Origin of the sequence: Nocardia transvalensis (genome assembly GCF_015477765.1) — a bacterium.
GTDB classification, from domain to species: Bacteria; Actinomycetota; Actinomycetes; order Mycobacteriales; family Mycobacteriaceae; genus Nocardia; species Nocardia transvalensis_A.
In genome coordinates, this window is record NZ_JADLQQ010000008.1 from 82,398 (window position 1) to 107,467 (window position 25,070).

General features: G+C 69.6%; 24 protein-coding genes. 12 read left to right on the forward strand and 12 right to left on the reverse strand.

Annotated elements, in window-relative coordinates; genetic code table 11:
- The first annotated feature begins 68 nt into the window (after positions 1-68).
- The 8 genes from folC to proB all read left to right on the forward strand — a co-directional run bounded on the left by folC (position 69) and on the right by proB (position 9,953).
- Complete coding sequence (folC, locus tag IU452_RS23920; RefSeq protein WP_195111702.1) at positions 69-1,442, forward strand: bifunctional tetrahydrofolate synthase/dihydrofolate synthase; 1,374 nt, start codon at positions 69-71, stop codon at positions 1,440-1,442.
- A gap of 56 nt (positions 1,443-1,498) precedes the next feature.
- The gene (locus tag IU452_RS23925) at positions 1,499-1,840 is read left to right on the forward strand and encodes a DUF4233 domain-containing protein (protein WP_195111703.1); all 342 of its coding nucleotides are present in this window, start codon (positions 1,499-1,501) and stop codon (positions 1,838-1,840) included.
- Between the two features lie 48 nt (positions 1,841-1,888).
- The gene (gene ndk, locus IU452_RS23930) at positions 1,889-2,305 is read left to right on the forward strand and encodes a nucleoside-diphosphate kinase (protein ID WP_195111395.1); all 417 of its coding nucleotides are present in this window, start codon (positions 1,889-1,891) and stop codon (positions 2,303-2,305) included.
- A 401-nt stretch (positions 2,306-2,706) separates the two neighbouring features.
- Complete coding sequence (locus IU452_RS23935; protein ID WP_195111396.1) at positions 2,707-6,087, forward strand: translation initiation factor IF-2 N-terminal domain-containing protein; 3,381 nt, start codon at positions 2,707-2,709, stop codon at positions 6,085-6,087.
- Positions 6,088-6,408: 321 nt separating this feature from the next.
- Positions 6,409-6,720, forward strand: coding sequence for a 50S ribosomal protein L21 (gene rplU, locus IU452_RS23940; protein WP_195111397.1), 312 nt, complete (start codon positions 6,409-6,411; stop codon positions 6,718-6,720).
- Between the two features lie 44 nt (positions 6,721-6,764).
- Positions 6,765-7,031, forward strand: a complete 267-nt coding sequence (gene rpmA / locus IU452_RS23945; RefSeq protein WP_195111398.1) for a 50S ribosomal protein L27 — start codon at positions 6,765-6,767, stop codon at positions 7,029-7,031.
- Positions 7,032-7,147: 116 nt separating this feature from the next.
- Positions 7,148-8,608 carry a GTPase ObgE gene (obgE, locus tag IU452_RS23950; RefSeq protein ID WP_195111399.1) on the forward strand — a complete coding sequence of 487 codons (1,461 nt, stop codon included), beginning with the start codon at positions 7,148-7,150 and terminating at the stop codon, positions 8,606-8,608.
- Between the two features lie 217 nt (positions 8,609-8,825).
- On the forward strand, positions 8,826-9,953 hold the full coding sequence (gene proB, locus IU452_RS23955; protein ID WP_195111400.1) for a glutamate 5-kinase: 1,128 nt from the start codon (positions 8,826-8,828) through the stop codon (positions 9,951-9,953).
- A gap of 437 nt (positions 9,954-10,390) precedes the next feature.
- On the opposite strand, the gene IU452_RS23960 is transcribed toward proB, so the two are convergent.
- From IU452_RS23960 to IU452_RS23970, 3 genes are all read right to left on the reverse strand, one after another.
- Positions 10,391-11,611: a hypothetical protein gene (locus IU452_RS23960; RefSeq protein ID WP_195111401.1), complete on the reverse strand. Its 1,221-nt coding sequence runs from the start codon at positions 11,609-11,611 to the stop codon at positions 10,391-10,393.
- Entirely contained in the window at positions 11,608-11,982 is a 375-nt protein-coding gene (locus IU452_RS23965; RefSeq protein WP_195111402.1) for a hypothetical protein, read from the reverse strand. The genes IU452_RS23960 and IU452_RS23965 overlap by 4 nt, the downstream gene beginning before the upstream one ends.
- Positions 11,983-12,076: 94 nt before the next feature.
- On the reverse strand, positions 12,077-12,781 hold the full coding sequence (locus tag IU452_RS23970) for an ESX secretion-associated protein EspG (RefSeq protein ID WP_195111403.1): 705 nt from the start codon (positions 12,779-12,781) through the stop codon (positions 12,077-12,079).
- 303 nt (positions 12,782-13,084) lie between these two features.
- Between IU452_RS23970 and IU452_RS23975 the strand changes: the two genes are divergently transcribed.
- Positions 13,085-13,582, forward strand: a complete 498-nt coding sequence (locus IU452_RS23975) for a DUF4254 domain-containing protein (protein ID WP_228818656.1) — start codon at positions 13,085-13,087, stop codon at positions 13,580-13,582.
- Positions 13,583-13,594: 12 nt separating this feature from the next.
- Here IU452_RS23975 and IU452_RS23980 read toward each other — a convergent pair whose 3' ends face one another.
- From IU452_RS23980 to IU452_RS23990, 3 genes are all read right to left on the reverse strand, one after another.
- A complete protein-coding gene (locus IU452_RS23980) occupies positions 13,595-13,972 on the reverse strand; it encodes a hypothetical protein (protein WP_195111404.1) in 378 nt (125 codons plus the stop codon).
- 114 nt (positions 13,973-14,086) lie between these two features.
- Positions 14,087-14,503: an ANTAR domain-containing protein gene (locus tag IU452_RS39000; protein ID WP_195111405.1), complete on the reverse strand. Its 417-nt coding sequence runs from the start codon at positions 14,501-14,503 to the stop codon at positions 14,087-14,089.
- Positions 14,455-14,862 (reverse strand): GAF domain-containing protein, encoded by a 408-nt coding sequence (locus IU452_RS23990; RefSeq protein WP_195111406.1) that lies wholly within the window; start codon positions 14,860-14,862, stop codon positions 14,455-14,457. Before IU452_RS23990 ends, IU452_RS39000 begins: the two co-directional genes overlap by 49 nt.
- Before the next feature lie 174 nt (positions 14,863-15,036).
- Here IU452_RS23990 and IU452_RS23995 point away from each other — a divergent pair, with 174 nt between their 5' ends.
- Positions 15,037-15,561 carry a pyridoxamine 5'-phosphate oxidase family protein gene (locus IU452_RS23995; RefSeq protein WP_195111407.1) on the forward strand — a complete coding sequence of 175 codons (525 nt, stop codon included), beginning with the start codon at positions 15,037-15,039 and terminating at the stop codon, positions 15,559-15,561.
- A gap of 4 nt (positions 15,562-15,565) precedes the next feature.
- Here IU452_RS23995 and IU452_RS24000 read toward each other — a convergent pair whose 3' ends face one another.
- The 5 genes from IU452_RS24000 to IU452_RS24020 form a co-directional block, all read right to left on the reverse strand.
- Complete coding sequence (locus tag IU452_RS24000) at positions 15,566-16,639, reverse strand: methyltransferase (RefSeq protein WP_195111408.1); 1,074 nt, start codon at positions 16,637-16,639, stop codon at positions 15,566-15,568.
- On the reverse strand, positions 16,639-17,568 hold the full coding sequence (locus IU452_RS24005) for a D-isomer specific 2-hydroxyacid dehydrogenase family protein (protein WP_195111705.1): 930 nt from the start codon (positions 17,566-17,568) through the stop codon (positions 16,639-16,641). The genes IU452_RS24000 and IU452_RS24005 overlap by 1 nt, the downstream gene beginning before the upstream one ends.
- 20 nt (positions 17,569-17,588) lie before the next feature.
- Complete coding sequence (gene ligD / locus IU452_RS24010) at positions 17,589-18,551, reverse strand: non-homologous end-joining DNA ligase (RefSeq protein WP_195111409.1); 963 nt, start codon at positions 18,549-18,551, stop codon at positions 17,589-17,591.
- 48 nt (positions 18,552-18,599) lie between these two features.
- Positions 18,600-20,696: a RecQ family ATP-dependent DNA helicase gene (locus IU452_RS24015; protein WP_195111410.1), complete on the reverse strand. Its 2,097-nt coding sequence runs from the start codon at positions 20,694-20,696 to the stop codon at positions 18,600-18,602.
- 277 nt (positions 20,697-20,973) lie between these two features.
- Positions 20,974-21,873, reverse strand: a complete 900-nt coding sequence (locus IU452_RS24020; RefSeq protein ID WP_228818657.1) for an alpha/beta fold hydrolase — start codon at positions 21,871-21,873, stop codon at positions 20,974-20,976.
- A gap of 141 nt (positions 21,874-22,014) precedes the next feature.
- On the opposite strand from IU452_RS24020, the gene IU452_RS24025 reads away from it, so the two are divergent.
- Positions 22,015-22,497, forward strand: a complete 483-nt coding sequence (locus IU452_RS24025) for a hypothetical protein (RefSeq protein ID WP_195111411.1) — start codon at positions 22,015-22,017, stop codon at positions 22,495-22,497.
- A 3-nt stretch (positions 22,498-22,500) separates the two neighbouring features.
- Here the strand turns inward: IU452_RS24025 and IU452_RS24030 are convergent, their stop codons facing one another.
- Positions 22,501-23,691, reverse strand: a complete 1,191-nt coding sequence (locus tag IU452_RS24030) for an RtcB family protein (protein ID WP_195111707.1) — start codon at positions 23,689-23,691, stop codon at positions 22,501-22,503.
- Between the two features lie 183 nt (positions 23,692-23,874).
- On the opposite strand from IU452_RS24030, the gene IU452_RS24035 reads away from it, so the two are divergent.
- Positions 23,875-25,050, forward strand: coding sequence for an MFS transporter (locus tag IU452_RS24035; RefSeq protein WP_324192792.1), 1,176 nt, complete (start codon positions 23,875-23,877; stop codon positions 25,048-25,050).
- Positions 25,051-25,070 lie beyond the last annotated feature (20 nt).

Sequence of the window (25,070 nt, forward strand, 5' to 3'; positions counted from 1 at the left end):
GCGAGGAGCGGCAGCACGGCGGATCCGAGCGCCTGCACTCCGGGCCGTCGCCGGTGGAGCTGGCCGAAATGGCGCTGGTGGAGGCCGAACTCGACCAGCGCTGGCCGGAGACCAAGATCGAACCGTCGCTGACCCGGATCGCGGCGCTCATGGACCTGCTGGGTTCGCCGCAGCACGGCTATCCGGCCATCCAGGTCGCGGGCACCAACGGCAAGACGTCGGTCACGCGCATGATCGATGCCCTGCTGACCGCGCTGCACCGGCGCACCGGCCGCATCACCAGCCCGCACCTGCAGCTGGCCACCGAGCGCATCGCCATCGACAACGCGCCCATCAGCCCCGGCCGCTACGTGGAGATCTACCGCGAACTGCAGCCCTATATCGAGATGATCGATCAGCAGTCGCAGGCCGCGGGCGGTCCGCGGATGAGCAAGTTCGAGGTGCTCACCGCGATGGCCTATGCGGCATTCGCGGAGGCGCCGGTCGACGTCGCCGTGGTGGAGACCGGACTGGGCGGCACCTGGGATGCCACCAATGTGGTCGACGGCCAGGTCGCGGTGATCACCCCGATCGGCCTGGACCACATGGACTTTCTCGGCCCGGATCTGACCTCGATCGCGGGGGAGAAGGCGGGCATCATCAAGAAGGCCCCCGAGGACGCGCTCGTGCCGCGCGAGACGGTCGCCGTCATCGCCGAGCAGGCTCCCGAGGCGATGGAGGTGCTGCTGCGGCGCGCGGTGGAGACCGATGCCGCCGTGGCCCGTGCGGGTGCGGAGTTCCGGCTGCTGTCGCGGCGGGTCGCGGTCGGCGGCCAGGTGCTCGAGATCCAGGGCCTGGGCGGTGTGTACGACGAGATCTTCCTGCCGCTGCACGGCGAGCATCAGGCGCACAATGCCGCGCTCGCGCTGGCCGCGGTGGAGGCGTTCTTCGGCGCGGGGGCGCAGAAGCAGCTCGATGTGGACACCATCCGCGCGGGCTTCGCCGCCACGATCAGCCCCGGCCGGATGGAGCGCATGCGCAGCGCCCCGACCATCTTCCTCGACGCCGCCCACAACCCGGCCGGTGCGCAGGCGCTGGCGGCGACGCTGAGCGACGAATTCGATTTCCGCAAGCTGGTCGGCGTGGTCGCGGTGCTGTCCGACAAGGACGCCGCGGGCATCCTCGAGGCCCTCGAGCCGGTCCTCGACGAGATCGTCGTCACCACCAACGGATCTCCGCGCGCCATGGACGTCGACGATCTGGCCGACCTGGCCGTGCAGCGCTTCGGCGACGAACGCGTCGTCACCGCCCCCGCCCTCGCGGACGCGGTGGAAACCGCCATCGCCATCGCCGAGGAGGCCGGGGACACCGGCGAGCCCGTATCCGGGGCGGGAATCATCGTCACCGGCTCCGTCGTCACCGCGGGGGCGGCCCGTTCCCTGTTCGGAAAGGATCCGGCGTGAGCGAAAAAAAGGTGCCGCCCCCGGCCACCGACCCGTGGAAGGGTTTGCGCGGCGTCATGGCCGGGTCGCTGATCCTCGAGGCCATCACGGTGTTGCTGGCACTGCCGGTCGTGGACGCGGTCGGCGGGGGTCTGAGCTGGTGGTCGGTCGCGTATCTGGTGGGGCTGGCGGTGCTGATGATCCTCGGCTCCGGGATGCAGCGGCGGCCGTGGGCCATACCGTTCAACCTGGGGTTGCAGGTGCTGGTGCTGCTGGGCGGATTCATCCACCTGTCCATCGCCGTGATCGGGGTGGTATTCGCCGTGGTCTGGGCGTTCATCCTGGTGCTGCGGTCCGACGTCAAACGCCGGATGGATCAGGGTCTGCTGCCCAGCCAGCGCCTGTCCGGCGACTCCTGACAGCCATCGGTTCGTTTTCCTGCACCGGTGCCGGTTAGAGTGACGCCCGTGACTGAGCAGACGTTGGTACTCATCAAGCCGGACGGCGTGGCCCGGGGCCTGGTTGGTGAGATCATCACCCGCATCGAGCGCAAGGGCCTGAAGTTCGTGGCACTGGAGCTGAAGCGGGTGTCTCCGGAGCTGGCCGCCGCCCACTACGCCGAACATGCCGAGAAGCCGTTCTACGGCTCGCTGATCGAGTTCATCACCTCCGGCCCGGTGGTCGCGGCCGTCCTCGAGGGCCCGCGGGCCGTCACCGCCTTCCGCCAGATCGCCGGCGGCACCGACCCCGTGGAGAAGGCCGTGCCCGGCAGCATCCGCGGAGACTACGCCCTGGAAACCCAGTTCAACCTCGTCCACGGCTCCGACTCGCCCGAATCCGCCAAGCGCGAAGTCTCCCTCTGGTTCCCCGAAATCGCGCAGTAGCGGTCTCCCCGGCACTACCGCGGTCGTACGCCGATGGCGAACACCCGGCTCGCGGTATGGGATACTGGGCTTGGATGTGATCGACGCCCGCCGTTTGCGGCAGGTGGCGACCGCAACCGATGGCACCGCGGTTCGACGCCGATCATCGCTGCCCCGGACGGTTCCCAAGACTCGGCTGGCCGGCGGCACGCTGGATGAGCGCTCGAGCCCTGGTGTTGAAGCCAACAGCCAGGCGCCGCGTGACCAGTTACCCCGAACGACGAACAACATGGTGATAACCGGGCACGCGGGGCGAGACCATATGACCTCGCGCCCCCTGAGGGCGTGGGGCGAACTGACAGCGCCCCCGCGACGGCCGCGTCACTCTCCGAGGGACGCGCCCGGGGGCCCGAGGAGATTTCGTGGCCGATCAAGAGCCGCTGGATACGTCGCAGGACAACAACAATGGTGATCACGCTTCGAACGAGGCGATAGGGGCAGGGGAGGCGGCGCAGTTGCCGGAACGTATCCGGGTCCACGCGCTGGCGAAGCTGCTGGGGACCACCAGCAAACGAATACTGGCCCATCTGACCGAACTGGGGGCCGAGGCACGCAGCCCGCAATCGAGCCTGGACCGCACCGTCGCGGAATCCGTGCGTGACGCGCTCGTTCCCGCCGACACCGAAGGCGCCACCTCCGAAACCCAGGAGCCCGCAAAAACCGAGGTCGCCGAGGCCACCGAGGTGACGGCCGTCGCCGAACCGGCCGCGGAGGAGTCCGCTACCGACGCCGAGGCCGAGTCCTCGCAGCAGACCGCGGCCCCCGTTCCGGCCATGGTCGGAACGGCCCATCCCGAGGCCGGTGGGCCGCCGGAGCCGCCGCCGTCCGCGCCGCCGCGTCCGCAGTCGCTGTTCACCAGCCCGTTCCAGGCCGAAACCCAGGCCCCCGAGCCCGTCGTCTTCGAACCCGCCGCCGTGGTCGCGGCGCCGCTGTTCCTGCCGCCGGATGCCTCGCGGGCCGAGGAGTTGCGTCGCCAGCGCAAGCAGGAGCGGGAGGCCGAGGAGCGCCGAGCCCAGGAACGCGAAGCCCAGGAACGCCAGGCCAAAGCGGCCCGGGAGGCCGCCGAGGAGACGGCCGAAGAGGCCGAGCCCGACGCCGAGTGGGAGGACGAGCAGGAGCAGTCCGCCGAGGACCGCGGCGAGGAGAGCGGTCGCTCGCGTCGTCGCCGGCGCGGTCGCCGGGGCCGGGGACGTGGCCGCGGCGAGCAGCACAGCGACCAGGACGACACCGAGTCCGAGGGCGACTCCGATTCCGAGCACGCCGACGAGTCGGCCGAGAACGGCGATGCCGAATCGGCGGACAACGGCGATTCCACCGACGAGGGCGCCGAGGATTCCGACAACGCCGCGGTTCCGGAGGGTTCGAGCCGTCGTCGCCGTCGCCGTCGTCGCCGCAAGGCCGGTGAGGACGCCGAGAACGAACCGTCGGACGACGATCCGCCGAACACCGTCGTGCACGAGCGGGAGCCGCGCAACAAGCGCCGCGCCGTCGACGAGGTGCAGGGCATCAGCGGTTCGACGCGTCTAGAGGCCAAGCGCCAGCGCCGCCGCGACGGTCGCGAGGCCGGCCGCCGCCGCCCGCCCATCCTGACCGAATCGGAATTCCTGGCCCGCCGGGAATCGGTGGACCGCGTCATGGTGGTCCGCGAGAAGACCTTCGCCGAGCACCCGGCCGCCACCATCCAGGTCGCGGTGCTCGAGGACAACATCCTGGTCGAACACTTCGTCACCAGCACCGGCCAGGCCTCCATGGTCGGCAACGTCTACCTCGGCAAGGTGCAGAACGTGCTGCCCAGCATGGAGGCGGCGTTCGTCGACATCGGCCGCGGCCGCAACGGCGTGCTCTACGCGGGCGAGGTGAACTGGGAGGCCGCGGGGCTCGGCGGCAAGGAACGCAAGATCGAGCAGGCGCTCAAGCCCGGCGATACCGTGCTGGTGCAGGTCAGCAAGGATCCGGTCGGGCACAAGGGTGCCCGGCTGACCACTCAGATCAGCCTGGCCGGTCGCTTCCTGGTCTACGTGCCGGGCGGCACGTCCACCGGCATCAGCCGCAAGCTGCCCGATACCGAGCGCAAGCGCCTCAAGGAGATCCTGCGCGATATCGTGCCGCAGGACGCGGGCGTCATCATCCGCACCGCCTCCGAGGGGGTCAGCGAGACCGAGCTGGCCCGCGACGTGGAGCGGCTGCAGGCGACCTGGAAGACCATCGAGGAGCAGTCCAAGAACGGGTCGAATACGCCGAAGACCCTCTACGAGGAGCCCGACCTGCTGGTCAAGGTCATCCGCGACCTGTTCAACGAGGACTTCTCCAAGCTGGTCATCGAGGGCGACCGGGCCTGGACGACCGTCGAGAACTACATCCGCACGGTTGCCCCGGATCTGCTGGCCCGCATCGAGCGCTACGACAACGGCGGCGTCGACGTCTTCGGCAGCTTCCGCATCGACGAGCAGCTGGCCAAGGCTCTCGACCGCAAGGTGTGGCTGCCCTCGGGCGGCACGCTGGTCATCGACCGCACCGAGGCGATGACCGTCATCGACGTCAACACCGGCAAGTTCACCGGCGCGGGCGGCAGCAATCTGGAGGAGACGGTCACCCGCAACAACCTGGAGGCGGCCGAGGAGATCGTGCGCCAGCTGCGGCTGCGCGATATCGGCGGCATGATCGTCGTCGACTTCATCGATATGGTGCTGGAGTCCAACCGCGATCTGGTGCTACGCCGCCTCACCGAATGCCTGGGCCGCGACCGCACCCGGCATCAGGTGTCCGAGGTGACCTCCCTCGGGCTGGTGCAGCTGACCCGTAAGAAGCTGGGCACCGGCCTGGTCGAGGCGTTCTCCACGACCTGCGAGCACTGCCACGGGCGCGGCATCGTCGTGCACAACTACCCGGTCGAGACCGCGCCCACCGAGGAGGGCGTGGGCCGTCGCGAGGGTCGGCGTCGCCGCAAGGACAAGGCGGTGAGCACCCCGGCGCCCGTACCGGTCGAGGCCCATCCCGAGGAGGAGGCGGCGGTCAAGCGGGCCCATCCGGTGGCGCTGGCCATGGCCGCGCATCAGGCCGAGGACGTGGTGCCCACGGACCTGGCGGAGTCCGAGGTGGCGGAGGCCGTCGAGGCGCAGATCGCCGACGATGTCGAGATCGTGTCGGACGACCGGGCCGGGCGCGCCGAGGCGACGAGCGGTCGAGGCGGCCGTGCGGGACGCGCCGCGCGCCGGGCGATGCGCCGGGAGGCGCGGGCCGAGAGCGTCGCGGCCGGTGCGGCCGACGCCGCGGACACCGGCGATGTCGCGGTGAGCGAGGACGTCACAGCGGACCGGGCCGACGTGGACCGCGTGCCCGATACGGAGTCCGAGACGAAGGAGGCCGTCGAGGCCGCTTCCGCCGAGACCGCTCCTGCCGCGGAGACCGCTCCCGCCGAGACTGCCGAAGACACCGGCAGTCCGGCCGAGACCGAGGATGTCCGCGAGACGGCCGCAGAGCCGGTCGCGGCGGCCGACGAAGCGGCGGCGAGCACGGAATCGGCGACCGACGGTCACCGGCGCGGGCGTCGCCGGGTCGCGCGGACCGCGGCGGCCCCGACCGGCGACAGCAAGGGTGCGGTGTTCGTCCTGTCCAACACCGATCAGGAGCAGAAGCCGAGCTTCACCCTCGACGATGTCACCCCGCCCGAACTGCCCCCGCGCAACCGCCCGCGCCGCCGTGCGGCCGGGCGGGCCGCCGGGGCTCCCGAGCAAACCGACTGAGCCCCACGTTCATGGTTCCGGTTCCGACGTCGATTCCCTCATGGTTCCGGCGTACTTTTGACCGGAACCATGAGGGGGGTCACCCCGGTTTGGTTGCGAGGGTGACTGTCCTGTAATCTTGGACAGTCGCTGCCCGGTGACAGCATTCTGCTGCGCGGCCTGGTCGTCCATGAAGACGAGGCCCGGTTCCACCCAGAGCCACCAGGCGCTGAGGCGGCGGTGATTATCAGACCACTTGCGGCGGTTTCCGGTGCGAACCGGCAGGCCGGCCGCGCGAAGCAAAGTGCCGAGCACTAGTAGAGGAAAGAGGGCAGCCGACCGATGGCAACGTACGCGATCGTCAAGACCGGCGGAAAGCAGTACAAGGTCGCGGTCGGTGACCTGGTGAAGGTCGAGAAGATCGAGGGTGAGCCGGGCACGGCCGTGTCGCTGCAGCCGGTGCTGGTTGTCGACGGCGCCAAGCTGACCACCGACAAGGACGCGCTGGCCAAGGTCTCGGTGTCCGCCGAGGTGGTCGATCAGACCAAGGGCCCGAAGATCCGCATCCACAAGTTCAAGAACAAGACCGGCTACCACAAGCGTCAGGGCCACCGTCAGAAGCTGACGGTCCTGAAGGTCACCGGCATCAAGTAAGCCGCTACGGGGTCCCGCCCCCAGTACGAGGAGTATCGACAGCTATGGCACATAAGAAGGGTGCATCCAGCTCCCGTAACGGTCGCGATTCGAATTCCAAGCGGCTCGGCGTCAAGCGCTTCGGCGGTCAGTCCGTCCAGGCCGGCGAGATCCTGGTTCGTCAGCGCGGCACCCACTTCCACCCGGGCGTGAACGTCGGCCGTGGCGGCGACGACACCCTGTTCGCCCTCGCGGCGGGCGCGGTCGAGTTCGGCACCAAGCGCGGCCGCAAGACCGTCAACATCGTGGTTCCGGAGCCGGCGCAGGCCTGAGCCGCGCCGGAGCCTTTCCACACATACTTCGAAGCGGGTCAGGGTGGCAGACACCCTGGCCCGTTTCGCTGTCTCCAGAAGCAGCCGACGATTCGAGAAGGAGGATGATCGAGAACATGTCCAAGTTCATCGACCGCGTCGTGCTGCATGTCCGCGCGGGCAAGGGCGGCCACGGGTGTGCATCGGTGCATCGCGAAAAGTACAAGCCGCTCGGTGGGCCCGACGGCGGTAACGGTGGCAATGGCGGGGATGTGATCCTCGAGGTCGATCCCAACGTGCACACCCTGCTGGACTTCCACTTCCATCCGCACGCCAAGGCCGGTAACGGCAGGCCCGGTGAGGGCGGCAACCGCGACGGCAAGAACGGCGGCGAACTGCTGCTGAAGGTGCCGGACGGGACCGTGGTGATGAGCGCCGACGGCAAGGTGCTCGCCGATATGGTCGGCGGCGGGACCCGCTTTGTGGCCGCGCGCGGTGGCCGGGGCGGGCTCGGCAATGCGGCGCTGGTGTCCAAGGCGCGCAAGGCGCCCGGTTTCGCGCTGCTCGGTGAGGACGGCGAGGAGCGCGACCTCGTCCTCGAGCTGAAGTCGGTCGCCGATGTGGGCCTGGTCGGATTCCCCTCGGCCGGGAAATCGTCGCTGGTATCGGTGCTCTCGGCCGCCAAGCCGAAGATCGCCGACTATCCGTTCACCACACTGGTGCCGAATCTGGGGGTCGTGTCCAGCGGTGACACCACCTTCACCGTCGCCGATGTGCCCGGGCTGATTCCCGGCGCGAGCGAGGGACGCGGCCTGGGCCTGGACTTTCTGCGGCATCTGGAGCGGTGTGCGGTGCTCGCGCACGTGGTCGACTGCGCGACCCTGGAACCCGGCCGTGATCCGGTGTCGGATGTGGATGCCCTCGAGGCGGAGCTGGCGGCCTACCAGCCGGCGCTGAAGGCGGACACGGGGCTCGGCGAGCTGGCCGACCGCCCGCGCGTGGTGATCCTCAACAAGACCGATATCCCCGATGCCGACGAGCTCGCCGATATGGTGACCCCCGACTTCGCCGCGCGCGGGTGGCCCGTCTTCAAGATTTCGGCGGTGAGTCGGGAAGGCTTGCGGGCGTTGACCTTTGCGCTCGCGGAGATGGTTCGCGAGTACCGCGAGACCCATCCGAAGGCGGCGCCGAAGCGCCCGGTGATCCGGCCCATCGCGGTGGACGACAGCGGTTTCAGCGTCGTGCCCGATCCGGAGGTGGAGGGCGGCTTCATCGTGCACGGCACCCGGCCCGAGCGCTGGGTGCGCCAGACCCAGTTCGACAACGACGAGGCCGTCGGCTATCTGGCCGACCGCCTGGCCCGCCTGGGCGTCGAGGAGGAACTGATGCGCCTGGGCGCCGAGCCCGGCGCACCGGTCACCATCGGCGACGTCACCTTCGACTGGGAACCCCAGATCTCCGCAGGCATCGACGTCGTCATGACCGGCCGCGGCACCGACCCCCGCCTCGGCCAGACCGACCGCATCTCGGCCGCCGAACGCAAACACGCGTCCCGCGTCCGCCGCGGCCTGGTCTCGGAGGACGAGGACCACGAGTGACCCCCCGCACCCTCCCCGCCGGCACCCCCACCAGCCGCACCCCGTCTTTACACCCGCACCCTCTCCAGCACCCTGAAACGGGTTCGCCTGCGAAGAAAGGGTGCGGTTGCGCTCGTCCCCTGCAAGCTGGTGCACACGATTGTGGCTGTGCGGGATTTGGGCGCGGTGGGGTGAGAATGGTTGGGATGCAGACTGTTCGGGTGAGTGGGGGTTCGGTATGACGCGAGTTGAGTTGGGGCGGGAGGTCAGTGACGCGCGGCGGGCCGTGGCGGGGGCGCGCAGTGTGGTGGTGAAGATCGGGTCGTCGGCGTTGACCAGTCTCGAAGGGGGATTGGATACCTCGCGGCTGGATCGGCTTGCCGATGCGGTGGAGGCTCGGATGCGGGCCGGGTCGGATGTGGTGGTGGTGTCGTCGGGGGCCATCGCCGCGGGGGTCGCGCCGCTCGGATTGACTTCTCGGCCCAAGGATTTGGCGACCAAGCAGGCCGCGGCGAGTGTCGGGCAGCTGGCGCTGGCGCATGCCTGGGGGACGTCGTTCGCGCGGTACGGGCGGGTGGTCGGGCAGATTCTGCTCAGTGCCGACGACTTCTCCCGTCGCGAACATCACCGCAATGCGCAGCGCACCCTCGACCGGCTGCGCGCGCTGCACGCGGTGGCCATCGTCAACGAGAACGACACCATCGCCACCGAGGAGATCCGCTTCGGCGACAACGATCGGCTCGCCGCCCTCGTCGCCCACCTGGTCGGCGCGGATGCGCTGGTGCTGCTGTCGGATGTGGACGGCCTCTACGACGGCGACCCTCGCAAGGGGCCCGCAAACTTTATCCCCGAGGTGCGCAGCAGCGCCGACCTGGACGGCGTGATCGCCGGCAGCGGCGGGGCCCTCGGCACCGGCGGCATGGCCTCCAAACTGTCCGCGGCCCGGCTGGCCGCCGACGCGGGCGTGCCGGTCCTGCTCGCCGCCGCCTCCGAGGCCGCCGCGGCCCTGTCCGGCGCGACCGTCGGCACCGCCTTCGCCGCCCGCCCGGTCCGCCTGTCGGCCCGCAAATTCTGGGTCCGCCACGCCGCCGACAGCCGCGGCGCGATCACGCTCGACGAGGGCGCCGTCCAGGCCGTCGCCGACCGCCGCCGCTCCTTGCTGGCCGCCGGCATCACCGACGTCCGCGGCCGCTTCTACGGCGGCGACGTCGTCGACCTGATCGCCCCCGACGGCCGCACGGTCGCCCGCGGCGTAGTCGAATACGACAGCACCGAACTCCAAACCATGATGGGCCGCTCCACCACCGACCTCCCCGAAAACATGCAGCGCCCGGTCATCCACGCCGACGATTTGGTGAAGGTGTAATCCCCGTACCGGCGCTGGCGCGCCGGTACGGGGAACGGAGGTGGTTCGCCGGGGTCGGGGGAGCGAAGTGGCTTCGCGGGTGTGGGGACCGTAGTGGCTTCGCCGGGCCGGAGGGGCGAAGTGGCTCTGGGGGTGTGGGGATCGGAGGTGGTTCGCCGGGGTCGGGGGAGCGGAATGGCTTCGCGGGTGTGGGGACCGTGGTGGCTTCGCCGGGCCGGAGGGGCGGAATGGCTCTGGGGGTGTGGGGATCGGAGGTGGTTCGCCGGGGTCGGGGGAGCGAAGTGGCTTCGCGGGTGTGGGACCGGGTGGCTTCGCCGGGCCGGAGGGGCGGAATGGCTCTGCGGGTGCCGGGGAACGAAGGTCTCCACCAGGGGGCGGACTTGGTGGCAGATTGGGGCATCGCCGAGTTGTTTTGTTCTTCTGGGGGAGCAGGGTTTTCAGCGGGTGGGTGGGATGACGCCTGGCTGGTCGGGGGTGGGGGTGGGGGATTCCTCTGGGATTGGGCCGGTTACGCCGGGTTGGCCGCCCTCGTCGGTGAGCGGTGGGCCCTCTGGGGGTGGGGGTTCTGGGGTCGGTGTAGGTGGTGGTGCGCTCGGTGTGGGTGAAGGTGCTGTGGGAGAGGGGGTTTCGGGTGTGGGCGTGCTCGGGGGTGGTGTGGTGGGCGGCGGCTCGGGGGTTGGCGGAGGTGTGGTCGGCGCCGGGGTAGGGGTGGGTGAGCCAGGGGAGGTTGTGGGGGGAACCGTTGGGGGAGAAGAGGGTTCGGGGGTGTGCGGGGGTGTCGGGGCGGGTGCTGGTGTCGTCGATTGCGGGGGCCCGGGGGTCGGAGTGGGCGTTGTTGACTGTGGTGTCTCCGGCGGCTGTGGTGTCTCCGGGGTCGGGGTTGGCGTCGGATGTGGCGCCCCCGGGGGTGGCGTTGTCGACGGCGGAGCCTCCGGTGCCGGGGGCGGGGTGCTGGGAGGCGTTGGGGGAGTAGGTGATTCGGGTGTGGAGGGCGGCTGGGGCTGCTCCGGGGGTGGGCCTGGCTGTGGCGGAGCTTGGGGAACAGGTGGTTTCGGGTGCTCGGACTCGGGCGCGGTGTCGGGGGCGCCGGGTAGCTGAGGGGGTTCGGGTAGGGAAGGGACGCCGGAACCTGCGGCGGAGTAGGCCGGTTTGTAGATCATGTTCATGGCCAGGACCGCTTCCTGGCGCATGGCTTCGGCCGCCAGGTGGGCGTCGATGATGCGGGCCGCCTCCAGGGCGCGGGCGATGGCGCCGATGGGGCCGGAGTCGCCGGGAGGTACGACGGCCAGCTTCACCGCCTCGGCCGCGGCAGCCACCGCGCCCAGGCGGGCGCCGACCTCGCCCATGACGGCGGCCAATTCGTCCATCGATTCGGCGAAGCTGCGGGTGCAGGCGTAGGCGGCCTCGGCGGCGGCGCCCTCCCAGCCGACCGAATTCATCACCCGATCGGCATTGCCGCGCGTCAGCGGCATCGAGGCGGTCAGCGTGCCGGCCCCCTCCAGCCACACCAGCGAGGCCTGCAGGATCTCACCGGCATCGATCCGCTGGGTCCCGGCATGGATCTGCTCGTGCGTCATGGACTCGAAATGTTCCATGGCGCTGATGTATTCGGGATCGGTGCGGCGCGGCCGCGGCCCGTACCGGAATTCGGTGGTCATCGCGGGGGCCTCGACGAGATCGCCCGCAGGGCGGCGGTGTGCGCGGCGTCGGCCTCCTCGTACAGTCCGGCGCTGATCAGGAAGGCTTCCTTCATCCGATAGGAGGCGGCGATGTACCGGTCGAGCAGCTCCGCCGCGTCGCGGGCCTTGCGCCCGAACCCGGCCTGCAGCTGCTCGGCGGAGAAGAACCCGCCGAACCCGTGCAGTTCCGATACCGATTCCAGGCGCTGCTGCAGGTAGCGAAGCCGATCGGCCTGCTGCTCGTAGAGTTCCGCACATCGGCGCGCCGCGGCCGGATCGAAGCGCACGGTTCCGCTCTGAGCCGCCTGCAGGAACCGGGCGATGTCGGCCTGGCTGGTCTCGATCGTCATGCGTACCCCTGAGATCCGGTCGGTCGTGACTCAGCCTAATCGGTCGGCCGGTATCCGGTCAGCACATCGAGCGCGCCCGACCCCGGAACGCCACTCAGTGCGGAATGCGTTTCTGCAGGTGGACGCCGATCTGCTGCGCCGAGGCCGGGACCACGTGCACCTGCTCGCCCGCCCGGATCAGGTAGCGGCCGTCACCGGCGACATCGATCCACGTGTAGTACACCGGCGCGGGCCGGTCGTCGCGGTCCAGCCGCGCCTCGATCCGAATATGTCCCTCGGCGGTATGCGGTTTCAACAGCAGCCGCCGAATGCGCGGAGCCAGCGGCGAGGTGGCCATCACCGTCTCCTCGTCGCGCACGGCCTGCGCCGGGGCGGACCGGGCGGGTTCGTGACCGGGCGGTGCATCGGGCAGCAGGGCGGCGATGCGTGCACCCAGCTTGGTGCTGTGCCCGATCGAAATGCTGACGCGCCCACCGAAATCGGGCGAGCGCCCCGGCTCCTGCACCGCCAGCACCGCATGGTCGTAGACCGCGGCGCCCAGCACGCGAATCTCGCTGCCGGGACTATGCCCACCGCCGATGGCCACGACGCGGGTATGCGGCTTCGCCAGGATGCGCAGGCAGGCCGACAGATCCGGATCGGCGCCGGAAGGCATGCGCCCCTGCAGATCACGGCGCAGGGCCGCGGCCTCGTCCTCGGTGCGCGGGCTTTCCAGAATCCGGATCGGAAAGGGATGGCGATCCAGATCGGTCTCTCGCCAAACGTGCGCGAACTCGTCCGGTGTGAAAGACCAACTCACGCCGACAAACACCCTTCACCGATCGTCACGAGCCTGCAACGTAGCGTAGCGGGGTACCGGGCGGTCGGCCAGGCGAGGCGAAATCCCTTGCGGTTGGTCATCGGAAGGCCACCGAAAGGGCAGTGGGAGGGCCGCGCGAAGCGCGCATCCTGGAACTGCACCCGGCGCCGCAGGAGATGTCCCCTTCGCAGATTGCGGCGCGCCGGATCCGGTGCGGTCCGCCCTTGCCGCACCGGGCTCGCGGTCCGGCCGTCCGCGTGCGGCGCCGGGTGCGCCCGATCGCCGCCTTGGAGGTACACCGAGATGTACGTACCGCAACCGGATGGTGGGATCCATGCGCCACCCGCCGGATCCTCCGTCAGCCGCGCCGCCCGACCCACTCCACCCGACTGGCACGAACTACTGGCGGCGTTCTGCGGGCATATCGGCGATCAGCCCGAGGACCATCCGATCACCCGCTGGGCGCGTGACTTGGCGGAACTGCACTTGGTGCGCCGCGAGCACCCCCTGCGCGCGGCCGAGATCGATTGCCGTCGAAGCGAACTGGTCGCCCGCATCGACGACTGGGTGGGTGCGCACACCGCGCGCCGGCCTCGGCCGGAATCGCTGGGTGCGATCGTGGACGGGATGGCCGCCGCCCAGGTCCGCGCCACCCACCTGCTGCGCAGCGTCGACGACGTGACCGACGAGCGGGTCCACGCGGCCTGGTTCCTGCTGGCCTCGCTGGCCGACGGGTGGAGCGATCTGGTGGAGCGGACGTTCGGCATCCTGCCCGCGACGCGGCGCTGGGCCCTGGGCTGACCCGATCGTCGGCTACCCGCGGCGACGCCGCCGGACGCGGGTGGCGCCGTTGCTGCGGACCGGTTCCCGCTGCATGGCCAGATCGAGCATGGCCAGCCCCGCGTCGCGGATGAGGGTGTCGAGATCGTCGAGCACCGTCAAGACGGAGTCACTGGCCGCGCGAATCTCCTCGGCGGTGGAGCTGTCGCGTTCGAATACCGCTCGAACGGAATGCAATTGGAGTCCGATATCGAACAGATGCCGCACGAGGCGGTCGTTGGACTCCGGAAGAGATCCCGGCACGCCGGTCGGCTCGATGGTCGAATCGAAGGCGCGGTGGACGGGTGTCGACGGTACCAGCTCGGTGACCACGGCGGCGGCCTGATTCCCAGGATGTGTAGCGGCGGACATGGATGTGACCCTCCGGCATCGAAAAAGGAGATCGCAGCCGCTCTACTGGACTCGGGAGGATGCGAATACATGAGCAGTGTAAACCCAGCGGGTCCCGGCGGAGTCACCGAGCGATCAAGAATTTCTCCGCAACTTCTTGGGGCGTGTGGGGAGATTGAAATGCGGTGGAGTCGGATCGCTTCCGGTCACCGCGCGAATGATCCGCGCGGCGACGGTGGCGAGTTTGACGTTCTCCCGCTGGGAGGTCGCGCGCAGCATCCGGAAGGCGGCGTCGCGGTCGCAGCGGCGCTGCGCCATCGTGATACCCAAGGCCTGATCGATGATCGAGCGCGAGGCGAGCGCCGACTGCAGCTGGGCGGTCAGTTCGGCTTGCCGTGCGCTGTTGATCGCGGCGCCCAGCAGTAGAGCGGTGTGCACGCAGGTGAGTGCGATGGCCCGCAGGGCCGAGGGGCCGAAGTTGTACGGATTCGGTGAATACAGGTTCAGTGTGCCGACGGCCGCGCCGTCCACCAGCAACGGCTGGGAGTGCACCGAGCGAATCCCCCGTGCGTGAGCATCTTGGCCGGATACGAACCCCAGCGCCGCTCGGTCGCCATATCCGTGATCGCCACCGTGGTCGCGGTGTGCAGCGCCTCGAGACACGGCCCCAGACCCTGAGTGCGCTGCAATTCGTCGATCACCGTCGCGTGCGGGCCGGTGGAGGCGACGGTGATCTCGTCGCCGTCGCGCCGCAGCGTCACCGCCACCATCGGGCTGTCGGGCAGCATCTTGGAGGTGATGTCGGCGATCTCGTGCAGCGACCCCTCCACATCGGAGGTCGACAGCAGCAGCGCGGTCAGCTCCGAGAGTCCGATCGCGAATTCGTCGAGCTGATGGGGCTCGTCCGGCATCAGCGGCCGATTGTCGTCGCCCGTGTCTGGCGTCTCATGCATACCCCCAGCGCCGATGTCGCCCACCGAGATACTCAATCTTTCTAGCACCGTTTGGTTTGGTCGGTTGCGATTCGGGGAACGTGATGGTGAACCGATGCCAAGCGGTTGACGACGAGCGGGGCACACAGCGTAATGACCAGCCGAGCGGACGAATACTCACGGTTCACGCGACCGCCGAGTTCGTCCACCTCCGCCACTCACGATCTCGACCGAGAACGGGCCCGGCGCGCCGCGGCGGACCCGGTCCAGCAGGTATCGCGGGATCTCTCCCTCGCCGAATCGCTGCATCTGCTCGGGCAGGTGCACGTCGGCCGCATCGTCTACTCCCGCTACGCCCTGCCGACCATCCGTCCGGTCAATCATCTCCTCGACGAGGAGACCATCATCATCCACGCGCACCGGGGCGCCACCTTGGCCCCGGATCGGCAGGTGGTCGCCTACGAGGCCGACATCATCGACGAGCAGACCCACCGCGGCTGGTGTGTGATCGTGACCGGGACCGCCGAGCCGATCACCGACCGCGCCGAGATCGCCCACTACCGCGACCTGCTGCGGCCCTGGCTGCCGGGGCCGCGCGATCACATCGTCCGCATCCACCCCGATATCGTCACCGGCATCGAATTCGTCGATCCGGACGAGGGCGGCCAGGTGGGATAGCCGATCAGGCCGGGCGTGCCTCGATGATGGATTCCGGTGCGGCGGTGGGGATCACCCGGGTGACGGTGAATCCGGCGGCGTCGAGCAGGGCGCGGTACTCGGCCTCGGTGCGTTCGCGGCCGCCGCTGTTGACCAGCATCTCCAGATCGATGTACTTGCCCGGGTGCGGTCGATCGTTGTGGGGGAGAACGATTTCCACCACCAGGAGCCGCGCGTCCGGCGTCATGGCCGCGTGCACGCTGCGCAGCAGCCGCACGGCGCTGTCGTCGGGCCAGTCGTGCACGACGTGTTTGAGCAGGTAGGCGTCGCCGCCGCGGGGAACGGAATCGAAGAACGAGCCGGGTTCCGCGGTGGCGCGCTGCGCGAGTCCCGCGGCGGCGAACCGGGCGTCGGCGGCGGCGGTGACCTCGGGCAGTTCGGCGAGAATCCCGCGCGAACGCGGTGCGCGAGAAAGGATTTCGGTCAGCAGGGCGCCGTGGCCGCCGCCCACGTCCACGATGGTGGGGAATCGGGTGAAGTCGTACGCGCCCAGCAGGGCCTCGGTGGACAGCGCGCCGATGCCGGTCATCGCCAGATCGAACAGTTCGCCGAATTCCCGGTCCGCGCGTAGGGATTCGAAGACCGTGCCGTCCGGCTGCGCCCCCACCGGTCTGCCGGTGCGCACCGCGTCGACGATCCCCGACCAGTGGTCTCGATGGGGTGCCGAGCCGAAGAACAGGGCGACATTGCGCAGCGAGTCCGGGGTGTCGCGACGCAGCGCCCGGGCGGCCGGGGTGAGAGTGTAGGTGCCGTCGCGCCGGCGGGCGAAGACGCCGTGGCCGATCAGCAACTGCAGCAATCGGCGCAGGGCATCCTCGTCGGCGTCGACCGCGCGGGCCAGCTCGGTCAGGGTGAGCGGCCGCTCGTCGAGCGCATCGGCCAGGCCGAGGACCGCGGCCGCGTGGATGGCCTGGGTCAGCCAGCCCGCCACCAGCATCTCCATCAGCGCGAGGCGTCCGGGTACCAGGCGGCGATAGGCCTCGGCGAGGCCGTAGCGCACCAGCTCCACGACGCGGACCAGCGGCGATGGCGGCAGCATCAGTATCCCGCGGTGACGTCGATGCGGGCGATCAGGTCGCGGCCGGTGACGAAGCGGGCCACATTGTCCCGCACATGGTCGGCGAAGGCGACGGTGCGCAGCTGGGGCGGGTTCGAATCATGCGGTGTCACAATCGCATTCGGCAGCTCCCAGAGTGGGTGGCCGTCGGGGAGCGGCTCGGGATCGGTGACGTCGAGACCGGCGCCACCGATGGTGCCCTCACGCAGTGCGGTGACCAGGGCATCGGTGTCGATCAGGCTGCCGCGTGCGATATTGATGACCCAGGAGGTCGGTTTCAGCTGTGCCAGTTCGTTCTTGCCGACCAGATGCCGGGTTTCGGGCGTGGCCGGTGCGGCCACCACCACATGGTCGGTCCGTGACAAGATTTCCGGTAATTGCTGTGCCGGAACGGTTTCCACCACACCGGGCGCCGAAACCGGTGTGCCGGACCGATTCACCGCGATGACGTGTGCGCCCAGCGGGTGCAGCAGGTCGATGAGCTCACGACCGATGCCGCCCGCCCCGACGATGGTCACGGTGGCCCCGCGCAGGGTGCCGATGTGCGGGAAGAATTCGGACTGCCGCCAGGTGCGGGCCCGCAGCTGTTCGGGCAGGTAGCGCACACCGGCCAGCAGCAGTGCCAGGGCGTGCTCGGCGACGCTCTTGGCGAATGCTCCGGCGGCGGAGGTGAATACGACACCCGGGTGACGCTCGAACACGTCGGTGTCGAACCACTTCTCCACTCCCGCGGAGAACAGTTGCACCCATTCGATATTCGCGGGCAGCCGCTCCGGGAATCCGGGCGGGTCGCCGTCCCAGACCAGGGCGCGGGCGGAGTCGATCTCGGCCAGGGTTGCGCCGCCGTCGGCGATCGCCTTCTCCAGCAGCGGGGAGCGGTGCGGCCCCACGGCGACCGGCATCGGCGTCATATCCAGTTCTCCTTCGTCGCTCACTCGTCGACCTCGTCCAGATCGACCTCCACCTTGTCGCGGTCGGCCCATTCCAGCAGCGATCGAATATCGAACACCGCATCGTCGATGCCCGCGTGCAGATCGCCCATCTCGTCGAAGCGGGCGGGCACGGTGGCGATGGTGAAATCGCGCGGGTCGATATCGGGGATCTCGTCCCAGCGCACCGGGGTGGAGACCGTGGCGGTGGAGTTGCCGCGCACCGAATAGGCGGCGGCGATGGTGTGGTCGCGCGCATTCTGGTTGTAGTCGACGAACAGCAGGTGCGGGTCGCGGTCGCGGCGCCACCAGGTGGTGGTCACATCGTCGGGGGCGCGGCGTTCGACCTCGCGGGCGAAGGCCAGCGCGGCCCGGCGCACCTCCTGGAAGCCGTGGTCGGGGGCGATCCGCACATAAACGTGTAAACCCTTGCCGCCGGAGGTTTTCGGCCAGCCGACCGCGCCGATCTCGTCGAGGATCTCGTGCACCACGCCCGCCACGCGCTGCACCCGCGACCAGGGGCAGTCGGGCATCGGATCCAGATCGATGCGCCACTCGTCGGGTTTCTCGGTGTCGAAGCGCCGAGAGTTCCACGGATGGAACTCCACCGTCGACATCTGCACCGCCCAGATCACGTCGGCCAGTTCGCTCACGCACAGTTCATCGGCGTGGCGGCCGTAGCGAGGGAAGTACACCCGCACGGTCGGGATCCAATCCGGAGCACCGGCCGGTAGCCGCTTCTGATGCACCTTGCCGCCCGGCAGGCCCTTCGGGAACCGGTGCAGCATGCAGGGTCTGTCCCGCAGCGCGTTGACGATTCCGTCGCCCACGCCGAGGTAGTACTGCACCAGGTCGAGCTTGGACGCCCCGGTCTCGGGGAAGTACACCCGATCCGGATTCGAGATGCGCACGGTGCGCTCACCGACCGTCAGTTCGACGGCTGGTGTCGCAGACTTGCTGGCCACCCGTCCGACGATAGCGACTCGATCATGCCCGATCTATGCGGTCGCCGGTCAGGTAGGCGTGGCCAGGGCGAACGGCAGGACGGCCGGTGCGCCCGCGAGGCGGAGGGTGCGGGCGGCCAGGGTCAGGGTCCAGCCGGTGTCGGTGCGGGCGTCGACGAGCAGCACCGGGCCGTCGATATCGGGCAGGTCGGGCGTCTGCCAGTAATCGAACAGGGCCGCGACGCGGTGCGCGGAATTGGCCGCCGAGACCGGTGGGCGGTCCGGGCGGGCATACAGGATTCCCAGGTCGCGCAGGCGGCCGATGCGGGCCAGTCGGGCGGCCAGGTCGGCGGTCAAGTGGGGATGGGTGGGTGACTCCAGGGCCATCACCGCGGTGGGGCGTTGGTTCCAGTCCCATTCGCGCAACACCGCGACGCAGGCGTCGAAGACCGGGTCGGGGACCGGGCCGTCGGGACCGTCGAGAAGGGCTCGCAGGCGCTGACCCCAGCCGAGATCGCTCAGTCGGCCCAGCACGCGGCCGGTCTCGGGGCCGTCGGTGATCTTGCCGGACACCGGAATTCCCAATTTCGCCATGCCGGTCGGCCACTGTTTGCGTGGGGGCAGGTCGAGGCCGGGGCGGTCCAGGCGGGTGCGGATGGCGGCCAACTCCTGCGCGTCGACGGTGGTGTCGGTGCGGGTGCCGGTGCAGTTGTCGCACCGGCCGCAGCCGGAGCCGGTCAGGCCGGGATCGTCGAGCTGGCGGCGCAGGAAGTTCATCCGGCATTCGGTGGTCGACTGGTAGTCGAGCATCGCCTGCTGTTCGGCCTCGCGTGCCGCCGACAGGCGTTCGTAGCGCTCGGTGTCATAGGTCCACGGCTCGCCGGTGGCCAGCCAGCCCCCGCGCACCCGCCGCACCGCGCCGTCGACGTCGAGCACCTTCAGCACCATCTCCAGCCGGGAGCGATTGAGCTCCACGAGCGGTTCCAGCGCGGCGGTCGACAGCGGCCGCTCCCGGTCGAGCGCGTCGAGCACCGAGTGGACCACGGGTTCGCGGGGGAAGGCCACCGACGCGAAGTAGCTCCAGATGCGGCGATCCTCCGGGCCGGGCAGCAGCACCACCTCGGCGCGGTCGGTGGCCCGTCCCGCTCGGCCCACCTGCTGGTAGTAGGCGATGGGGGAGGAGGGTGCGCCCACGTGCACGACGAATCCCAGATCCGGTTTGTCGAATCCCATGCCGAGTGCCGACGTGGCGACCAGGGCCTTGACGTCGTTGTCCAGCAGGGCCGTTTCCAGCGCCTCGCGTTCGGCCGGGTCGGTCTGCCCGGTGTAGGCGGCGACCCGGTGTCCGTGGGCGGAGAGCACATCGGCCAGATCGTGGGCGGCGGCGACGGTGAGGGTGTAGATGATTCCGGAGCCGGGCAGCCGGTGCAGGTAGCGGCTCAGCCACGCGGTGCGCTGCACGGCATCGTCGATGCGGACCACCGACAGGTGCAGCGACTCGCGGTCCAAGGTGCCGCGCAACACCAGCGTGTCGGCAGCGAGACGGCCGGTGCCGAGGCCGATCTGACCGGCCACATCCGTGACCACCCGATCGTTGGCGGTCGCGGTGGTCGCCAGCACCGGCACGTCGCTGCCCAGATCGGCGATGAGGGTGCGGATGCGGCGGTAGTCGGGGCGGAAGTCGTGGCCCCAGTCCGAGACGCAGTGCGCCTCGTCGATCACCACGAGACCGGCGTCGGCGGCCAGTTTCGGCAGCACCGAATCGCGGAAGTCCGGATTGTTCAACCGTTCCGGGCTGACCAGCAACACGTCGATCTCCCCGCCCGCGACCCGGGCGTGGATCTCGTCCCATTCGGTGACATTGCCCGAGTTGATGGTCGCCGCCACGACACCCGCCCGCTGCGCGGCCGCAACCTGATTCCGCATCAACGCCAACAGCGGCGACACGATCACCGTCGGCCCACGCCCCTGCGCCCGCAGCAACTTCGCGGAGATGAAATACACCGCCGACTTCCCCCACCCGGTCCGCTGCACCACCAGAGCCCGCCGCCGCTGCACCACCAACGCCTCGATAGCCGTCCACTGATCCTCCCGCAGCCGAGCCCCCACCCCCGCCAACTCCCGCAGCAGCGCCTCAGCAGATCCCCGCAGCTCGCTCCCAGTCACGCCCCCATCGTGCCCGACCCCACCGACACCACCCCTGCCGCCCGGCCTGACGGCCGGTCGGCAGGGAACGAGAAAAGCCTCTCGACCGGGGAACGAGGAGAGCCTCTCGACCGGGGAACGAGGAGAGCCTCTCGACCGGGGAACGAGGAGAGCCTCTCGACCAGGGAACGAGGAGAGCCTCCCGACTGGCAACCAAGAAGGCGCGACGGACTTTCTCTGACTCCCCGCGGGCCCTCCTGATTCCCTGCTGCCCGGCCGCCAGGCCGGGCAGCAGGGGTTAGGCGGTGCGGCGGGGGGTTTGGGTGGCTAGGGCCAGGAGGTGGTGGCGGAGGAGGGTGGGGCGTTCCTCGGGGAGGAAGTGGCCGCAGTTGGGGACGTATTCGACGGTGTAGTCGTCGGCGTCGGCGGTTTCGGGGGAGGCGAGGGCGTAGTGGATGGCGCCGTCGTCGGTGCCGAACAGGGCGCGGATCGGGACTGTGGCGCGGGGGCGGCGGCTGCGCGGTAGGCGGGGGATCTCGCGCAGTAGGAAGGTGCGGTAGGTGTCGGTGGCGGCGCGGGCGACGGACGGGTCGCGGAAGCGGTCGGTGTAGGTACGGATGACCTCGGGGGTGAATTCGGTGTGGTCGGTGACTCCCAGCCGGAAGACTCGCTCGAGGAAGCGGGTGTGGCGCTGCAGCGGCACACCCGGGCCCGCTACCAGCGGTTGATACAGCAGAAAGCGCCAGGCATGCGGCGCGAAGGTGCGCGGTGTCTGCCAGGGATGGGCGATGTTGAGCGGCAGGAAACCGTCGAAGCGCTGCGGCTCGCGCAGCACCATGAGGAATCCGACGTAGCCGCCCCAGTCGTGGCCGACCAGCAGCACGCGCCCGAGTCCGAGCGAATCCAGCAGCGCCAGTACGTCACCGGCGATCTCGTCCTTCACCCAGCGGTGCGGCGGCGGTCCCGACCACCCGTAGCCGGGCAGATCCGGGGCGATGATCCGCAGCCCCGCAGGCGGATCGGCGAGCAGATGCCGATAGGTGTAATGGTGTTGCGGCCAGCCGTGCAGTACCACGACGGGACGCCCGTCGACGGGTCCGGCCTCGGTCACATGGAATCGCACACCGCGCACGGTGATATGAGTTCTGCGGACCCCGGGGATGACCGGTGGTGCCATGGTCGATGCGGTCGTACCCATACCCGATGCTAACCAGCCGATAACGCCCGAGCCGCGTCACGTGAACGATTTCCGTCTCCGGTCGGACATTTCTCCGACCGTGGCAGGACAATGAGTGAGGCAACAGCGAGGATGCCTCGCGGAACGGCAGGAGGACGGGCGATGCCGAAGAAGTTCGAATCACCAGCGGGATGGTCGCCGCCCGGCGCTCAGTTCCAGAGCCGCGGGGTGGGTTCCGGAACCGTGGCGGGCGTGCTGTTCGGACTGGTGCTGACGCCGATCGGAATCGCCTTCGCGGCCAAGGGCGGAGCCGACATCCGGTACTGGGTCATCGTCGGCGCCGTCACCGACCGCTGGACGTCGGCCCTGGAGATCATCGGCGGTTCGCTGATTCTGCTGCTGGTGGCCGGGCTGGCCGCCTTCTCCCCGGCCAGCACCATTGTGGCCAGCCTGGTGTGGGGAATCTTCCCGGGCATCCTGCACATCCTTTTCCCCGACGACACGTTCCGGCTGATCAACAACCTCCCGTTCCTGAACAGCGAGATGCAGGTGGCCGTACACGCCTGGGTCACTTACGGTTTCGCCCTCATCTCCGGATTCATGCTGCTCGGCGCGGGCCTGGTGGGTGTCCTGCGCAGACGCTGACCCTCACCCCTTCACGCACAGCACCTGCCGCAGTGTGGTGACCACCTCCACCAGATCCTGCTGGGCGGCGATGACCTCGTCGATGTCCTTGTAGGCCGCGGGGATCTCGTCGATCACCCCGGCGTCCTTGCGGGATTCGACCCCCTCGGTCTGGGCGATCAAATCCGCCACCGAGAACTGCCTTTTGGCGGCATTACGGCTCATCCGCCGCCCCGCCCCGTGCGAGGCGGACTGGAATGAGGCCGGATTCCCCTTGCCGCGCACCACATACGAGCGGGTGCCCATGGAACCGGGAATCAGCGCCAGCTCACCCGTGCCCGCGCGGACCGCACCCTTGCGGGTCACCAGCATGGGCACACCGTCGATGATCTCCTCGGCCACATAGTTGTGGTGACAGGAGATCGGATCGTCGAAATGCACGGTCAGCATGGTGAATTCGTCCCGCACGGCCCGGCAGATCAGGGCGAGCATGACGGCGCGATTGCGGGCCGCATACTCCTGCGCCCAGGTCAGATCATGCCGGTAGGCGTCCATTTCCGGTGTGCCGGACAGGAATACGGCAAGATCGCGGTCGGGAAGATCGCGGTTGTGGGGTAGCTTCCGGGCGACGGACATGTGCCGCTCGGCCAGCTCCTTACCGATGTTCCGGCTGCCGGAGTGCAGCAGAATCCAGACGCGATCGGCGGCGTCCAGGCACACTTCGGCAAAGTGATTGCCCCCGCCGAGCGTGCCCATCTGCTTGTGCGCCTTGGCTTCCCGCGACCGCACCGCCGGATCCAGAGAGTCGAACTCGCGCCAGAACCGATCCCAGCCCGCGACCGGAGTCCGCAGCCTGGTGACATTCACCGGATTCTCGTGCGCCGCAAAGCCCACCGGCACCGCCGCTTCGATCCGCGTCCGCAGCGAATGCAGATCGTCGGGCAGATCGGCGGCGGTCAGCGACGTCCGGACCGCCTCCATCCCGCAGCCGATGTCCACCCCGACGGCGGCGGGCGCGACAGCGTCGCGCATGGCGATGACCGAGCCGACCGTGGCCCCCTTGCCGAGGTGCACGTCCGGCATCACGCGGACGCCGTGCACCCACGTCAGCTGTGCGATATTGCGCAGCTGGCGCAGCGCGGCCGGTTCGACCTCGTGCTCGTGGGCCCACATCAGCGTCTGCGCCCGGGTGCCGCGCAGCTCGACGGGAAACATGGTCTCGGTCCCTTCTCGATACGTCTCGATCTCCACGGTAGGAACCGCGCGGCCCGCGCGCACGTGAATAAGCGCCGATGCGGTGCCTGCGGCTATGTCGGCCGAAATCCGCCGGATCCGGCCACGGGCGGTCGATCTACTGGAGGGCGGCGCGCCACCGAACCCGACCATCGGAAGGAAAATGTGTCCACCCTCCTCGAACCCCCACGGCCGCACCCTGATTCGGCGTCGCACCGCTCCGGCGTGGTATGCCTGTCGCTCGGCATTTTCACCATCGTCACCAGCGAGATTCTGCCGGTCGGGCTGCTGAACCCGATCGCCGCGGACTTCGCGGTCTCGGCCGGGACCGGCGGACTGCTGTTGACCCTGCCGGGGCTGGCGGCCATGGTGTGCGCACCGCTGGCGACCGTGGCCACCGCCCGTTTCGATCGCCGCGCCATGCTGGCCCTGTTCATGTCGCTGCTGGCGGTGGCCAATCTGCTCATCGCCGCCGCACCCGCGTACTGGCTGGTGCTGGTGGGGCGTGCGCTGGTCGGCCTGGTGATCGGCGGCTACTGGTCGATCGGGGCCGGGCTCTCACCGCGGCTGGTGCGCCCCGCCGCGGTGCCGACCGCCACCGCGATCATCTTCGCGGGCGTGCCGATCGGATCGGTGCTCGGTGTTCCGCTCGGCACTCAGTTGGGGCAGACCGTCGGCTGGCGGGTGTCGTTCGCCGTGCTGGCCGCGCTGTCGCTGATGGTGGCGGCGGCGCTGCTGCGCGCACTGCCTCCCCTGCCGACACTGCAAGTAACCAGTGCGGCAGTGCTTTTCGATGTGCTACGCAGCCGTGGCGCCCGCACCGGACTGATGGTCACCGCCCTCGCGGTGATCGCGCACTTCGGTGCCTACACCTACGTGGCGCCGTTCCTGCGTGATGTCACCGGTGTCGGTGCGTCGCTCGGTGGTTTCCTGCTGATCTACGGGGCCGCGGGAATCGTCGGGACCCTGGCCACCAGCCGGACGCTCGCCCGGAGCCTGCGCGGCACCTTCGCCGTCAGCGCGGTCCTGATCGCCGCCGCCACACTGCTGCTGCCCCTGCTGGGCCGCTGGCCCGTCGGCGCAATCGCGCTGCTGATCGTATGGGGGCTTGCCTACGGCACCATCCCGGCCTGCTCGCAGGCCTGGTTCGCACGCTCGGCCCCGCACGCCCCGGAAGCCGCGACAGTGCTGTTCACCTCCTCGTTCCAGGCAACGCTGGCGTGCGGTGCGCTGTTGGGCGGGGTGGTCGTCGATGCCGCGTCGACCGGGGCGGTGATGGTGTGCGCGGGGGTGCTGGCATCGGTCACGGCCGCGGCCGTAGCCACCTGCGCTAACGGGTGAGGACCAAGTCCTCGTGCACG

Excerpts from the sequence above, each read along its gene's own strand:
- rplU (WP_195111397.1), top strand. The coding sequence starts at position 6,409 with ATGGCAACGTACGCGATCGTCAAGACCGGCGGAAAGCAGTACAAGGTC.
- IU452_RS24020 (WP_228818657.1), bottom strand. The coding sequence starts at position 21,873 with ATGGGTACGACCGCATCGACCATGGCACCACCGGTCATCCCCGGGGTC.
- IU452_RS24000 (WP_195111408.1), bottom strand. The coding sequence starts at position 16,639 with ATGCTGCCGCCATCGCCGCTGGTCCGCGTCGTGGAGCTGGTGCGCTAC.
- IU452_RS23960 (WP_195111401.1), bottom strand. The coding sequence starts at position 11,611 with ATGACCACCGAATTCCGGTACGGGCCGCGGCCGCGCCGCACCGATCCC.
- IU452_RS23965 (WP_195111402.1), bottom strand. The coding sequence starts at position 11,982 with ATGACGATCGAGACCAGCCAGGCCGACATCGCCCGGTTCCTGCAGGCG.
- IU452_RS23925 (WP_195111703.1), top strand. The coding sequence starts at position 1,499 with ATGGCCGGGTCGCTGATCCTCGAGGCCATCACGGTGTTGCTGGCACTG.
- IU452_RS24005 (WP_195111705.1), bottom strand. The coding sequence starts at position 17,568 with ATGACGCCGATGCCGGTCGCCGTGGGGCCGCACCGCTCCCCGCTGCTG.
- IU452_RS23975 (WP_228818656.1), top strand. The coding sequence starts at position 13,085 with ATGTACGTACCGCAACCGGATGGTGGGATCCATGCGCCACCCGCCGGA.
- rpmA (WP_195111398.1), top strand. The coding sequence starts at position 6,765 with ATGGCACATAAGAAGGGTGCATCCAGCTCCCGTAACGGTCGCGATTCG.
- IU452_RS23995 (WP_195111407.1), top strand. The coding sequence starts at position 15,037 with ATGACCAGCCGAGCGGACGAATACTCACGGTTCACGCGACCGCCGAGT.
- IU452_RS23980 (WP_195111404.1), bottom strand. The coding sequence starts at position 13,972 with ATGTCCGCCGCTACACATCCTGGGAATCAGGCCGCCGCCGTGGTCACC.
- IU452_RS24025 (WP_195111411.1), top strand. The coding sequence starts at position 22,015 with ATGCCGAAGAAGTTCGAATCACCAGCGGGATGGTCGCCGCCCGGCGCT.
- proB (WP_195111400.1), top strand. The coding sequence starts at position 8,826 with ATGACGCGAGTTGAGTTGGGGCGGGAGGTCAGTGACGCGCGGCGGGCC.
- obgE (WP_195111399.1), top strand. The coding sequence starts at position 7,148 with ATGTCCAAGTTCATCGACCGCGTCGTGCTGCATGTCCGCGCGGGCAAG.
- IU452_RS24030 (WP_195111707.1), bottom strand. The coding sequence starts at position 23,691 with ATGTTTCCCGTCGAGCTGCGCGGCACCCGGGCGCAGACGCTGATGTGG.
- IU452_RS23990 (WP_195111406.1), bottom strand. The coding sequence starts at position 14,862 with ATGCCGGACGAGCCCCATCAGCTCGACGAATTCGCGATCGGACTCTCG.
- folC (WP_195111702.1), top strand. The coding sequence starts at position 69 with ATGGCGCTGGTGGAGGCCGAACTCGACCAGCGCTGGCCGGAGACCAAG.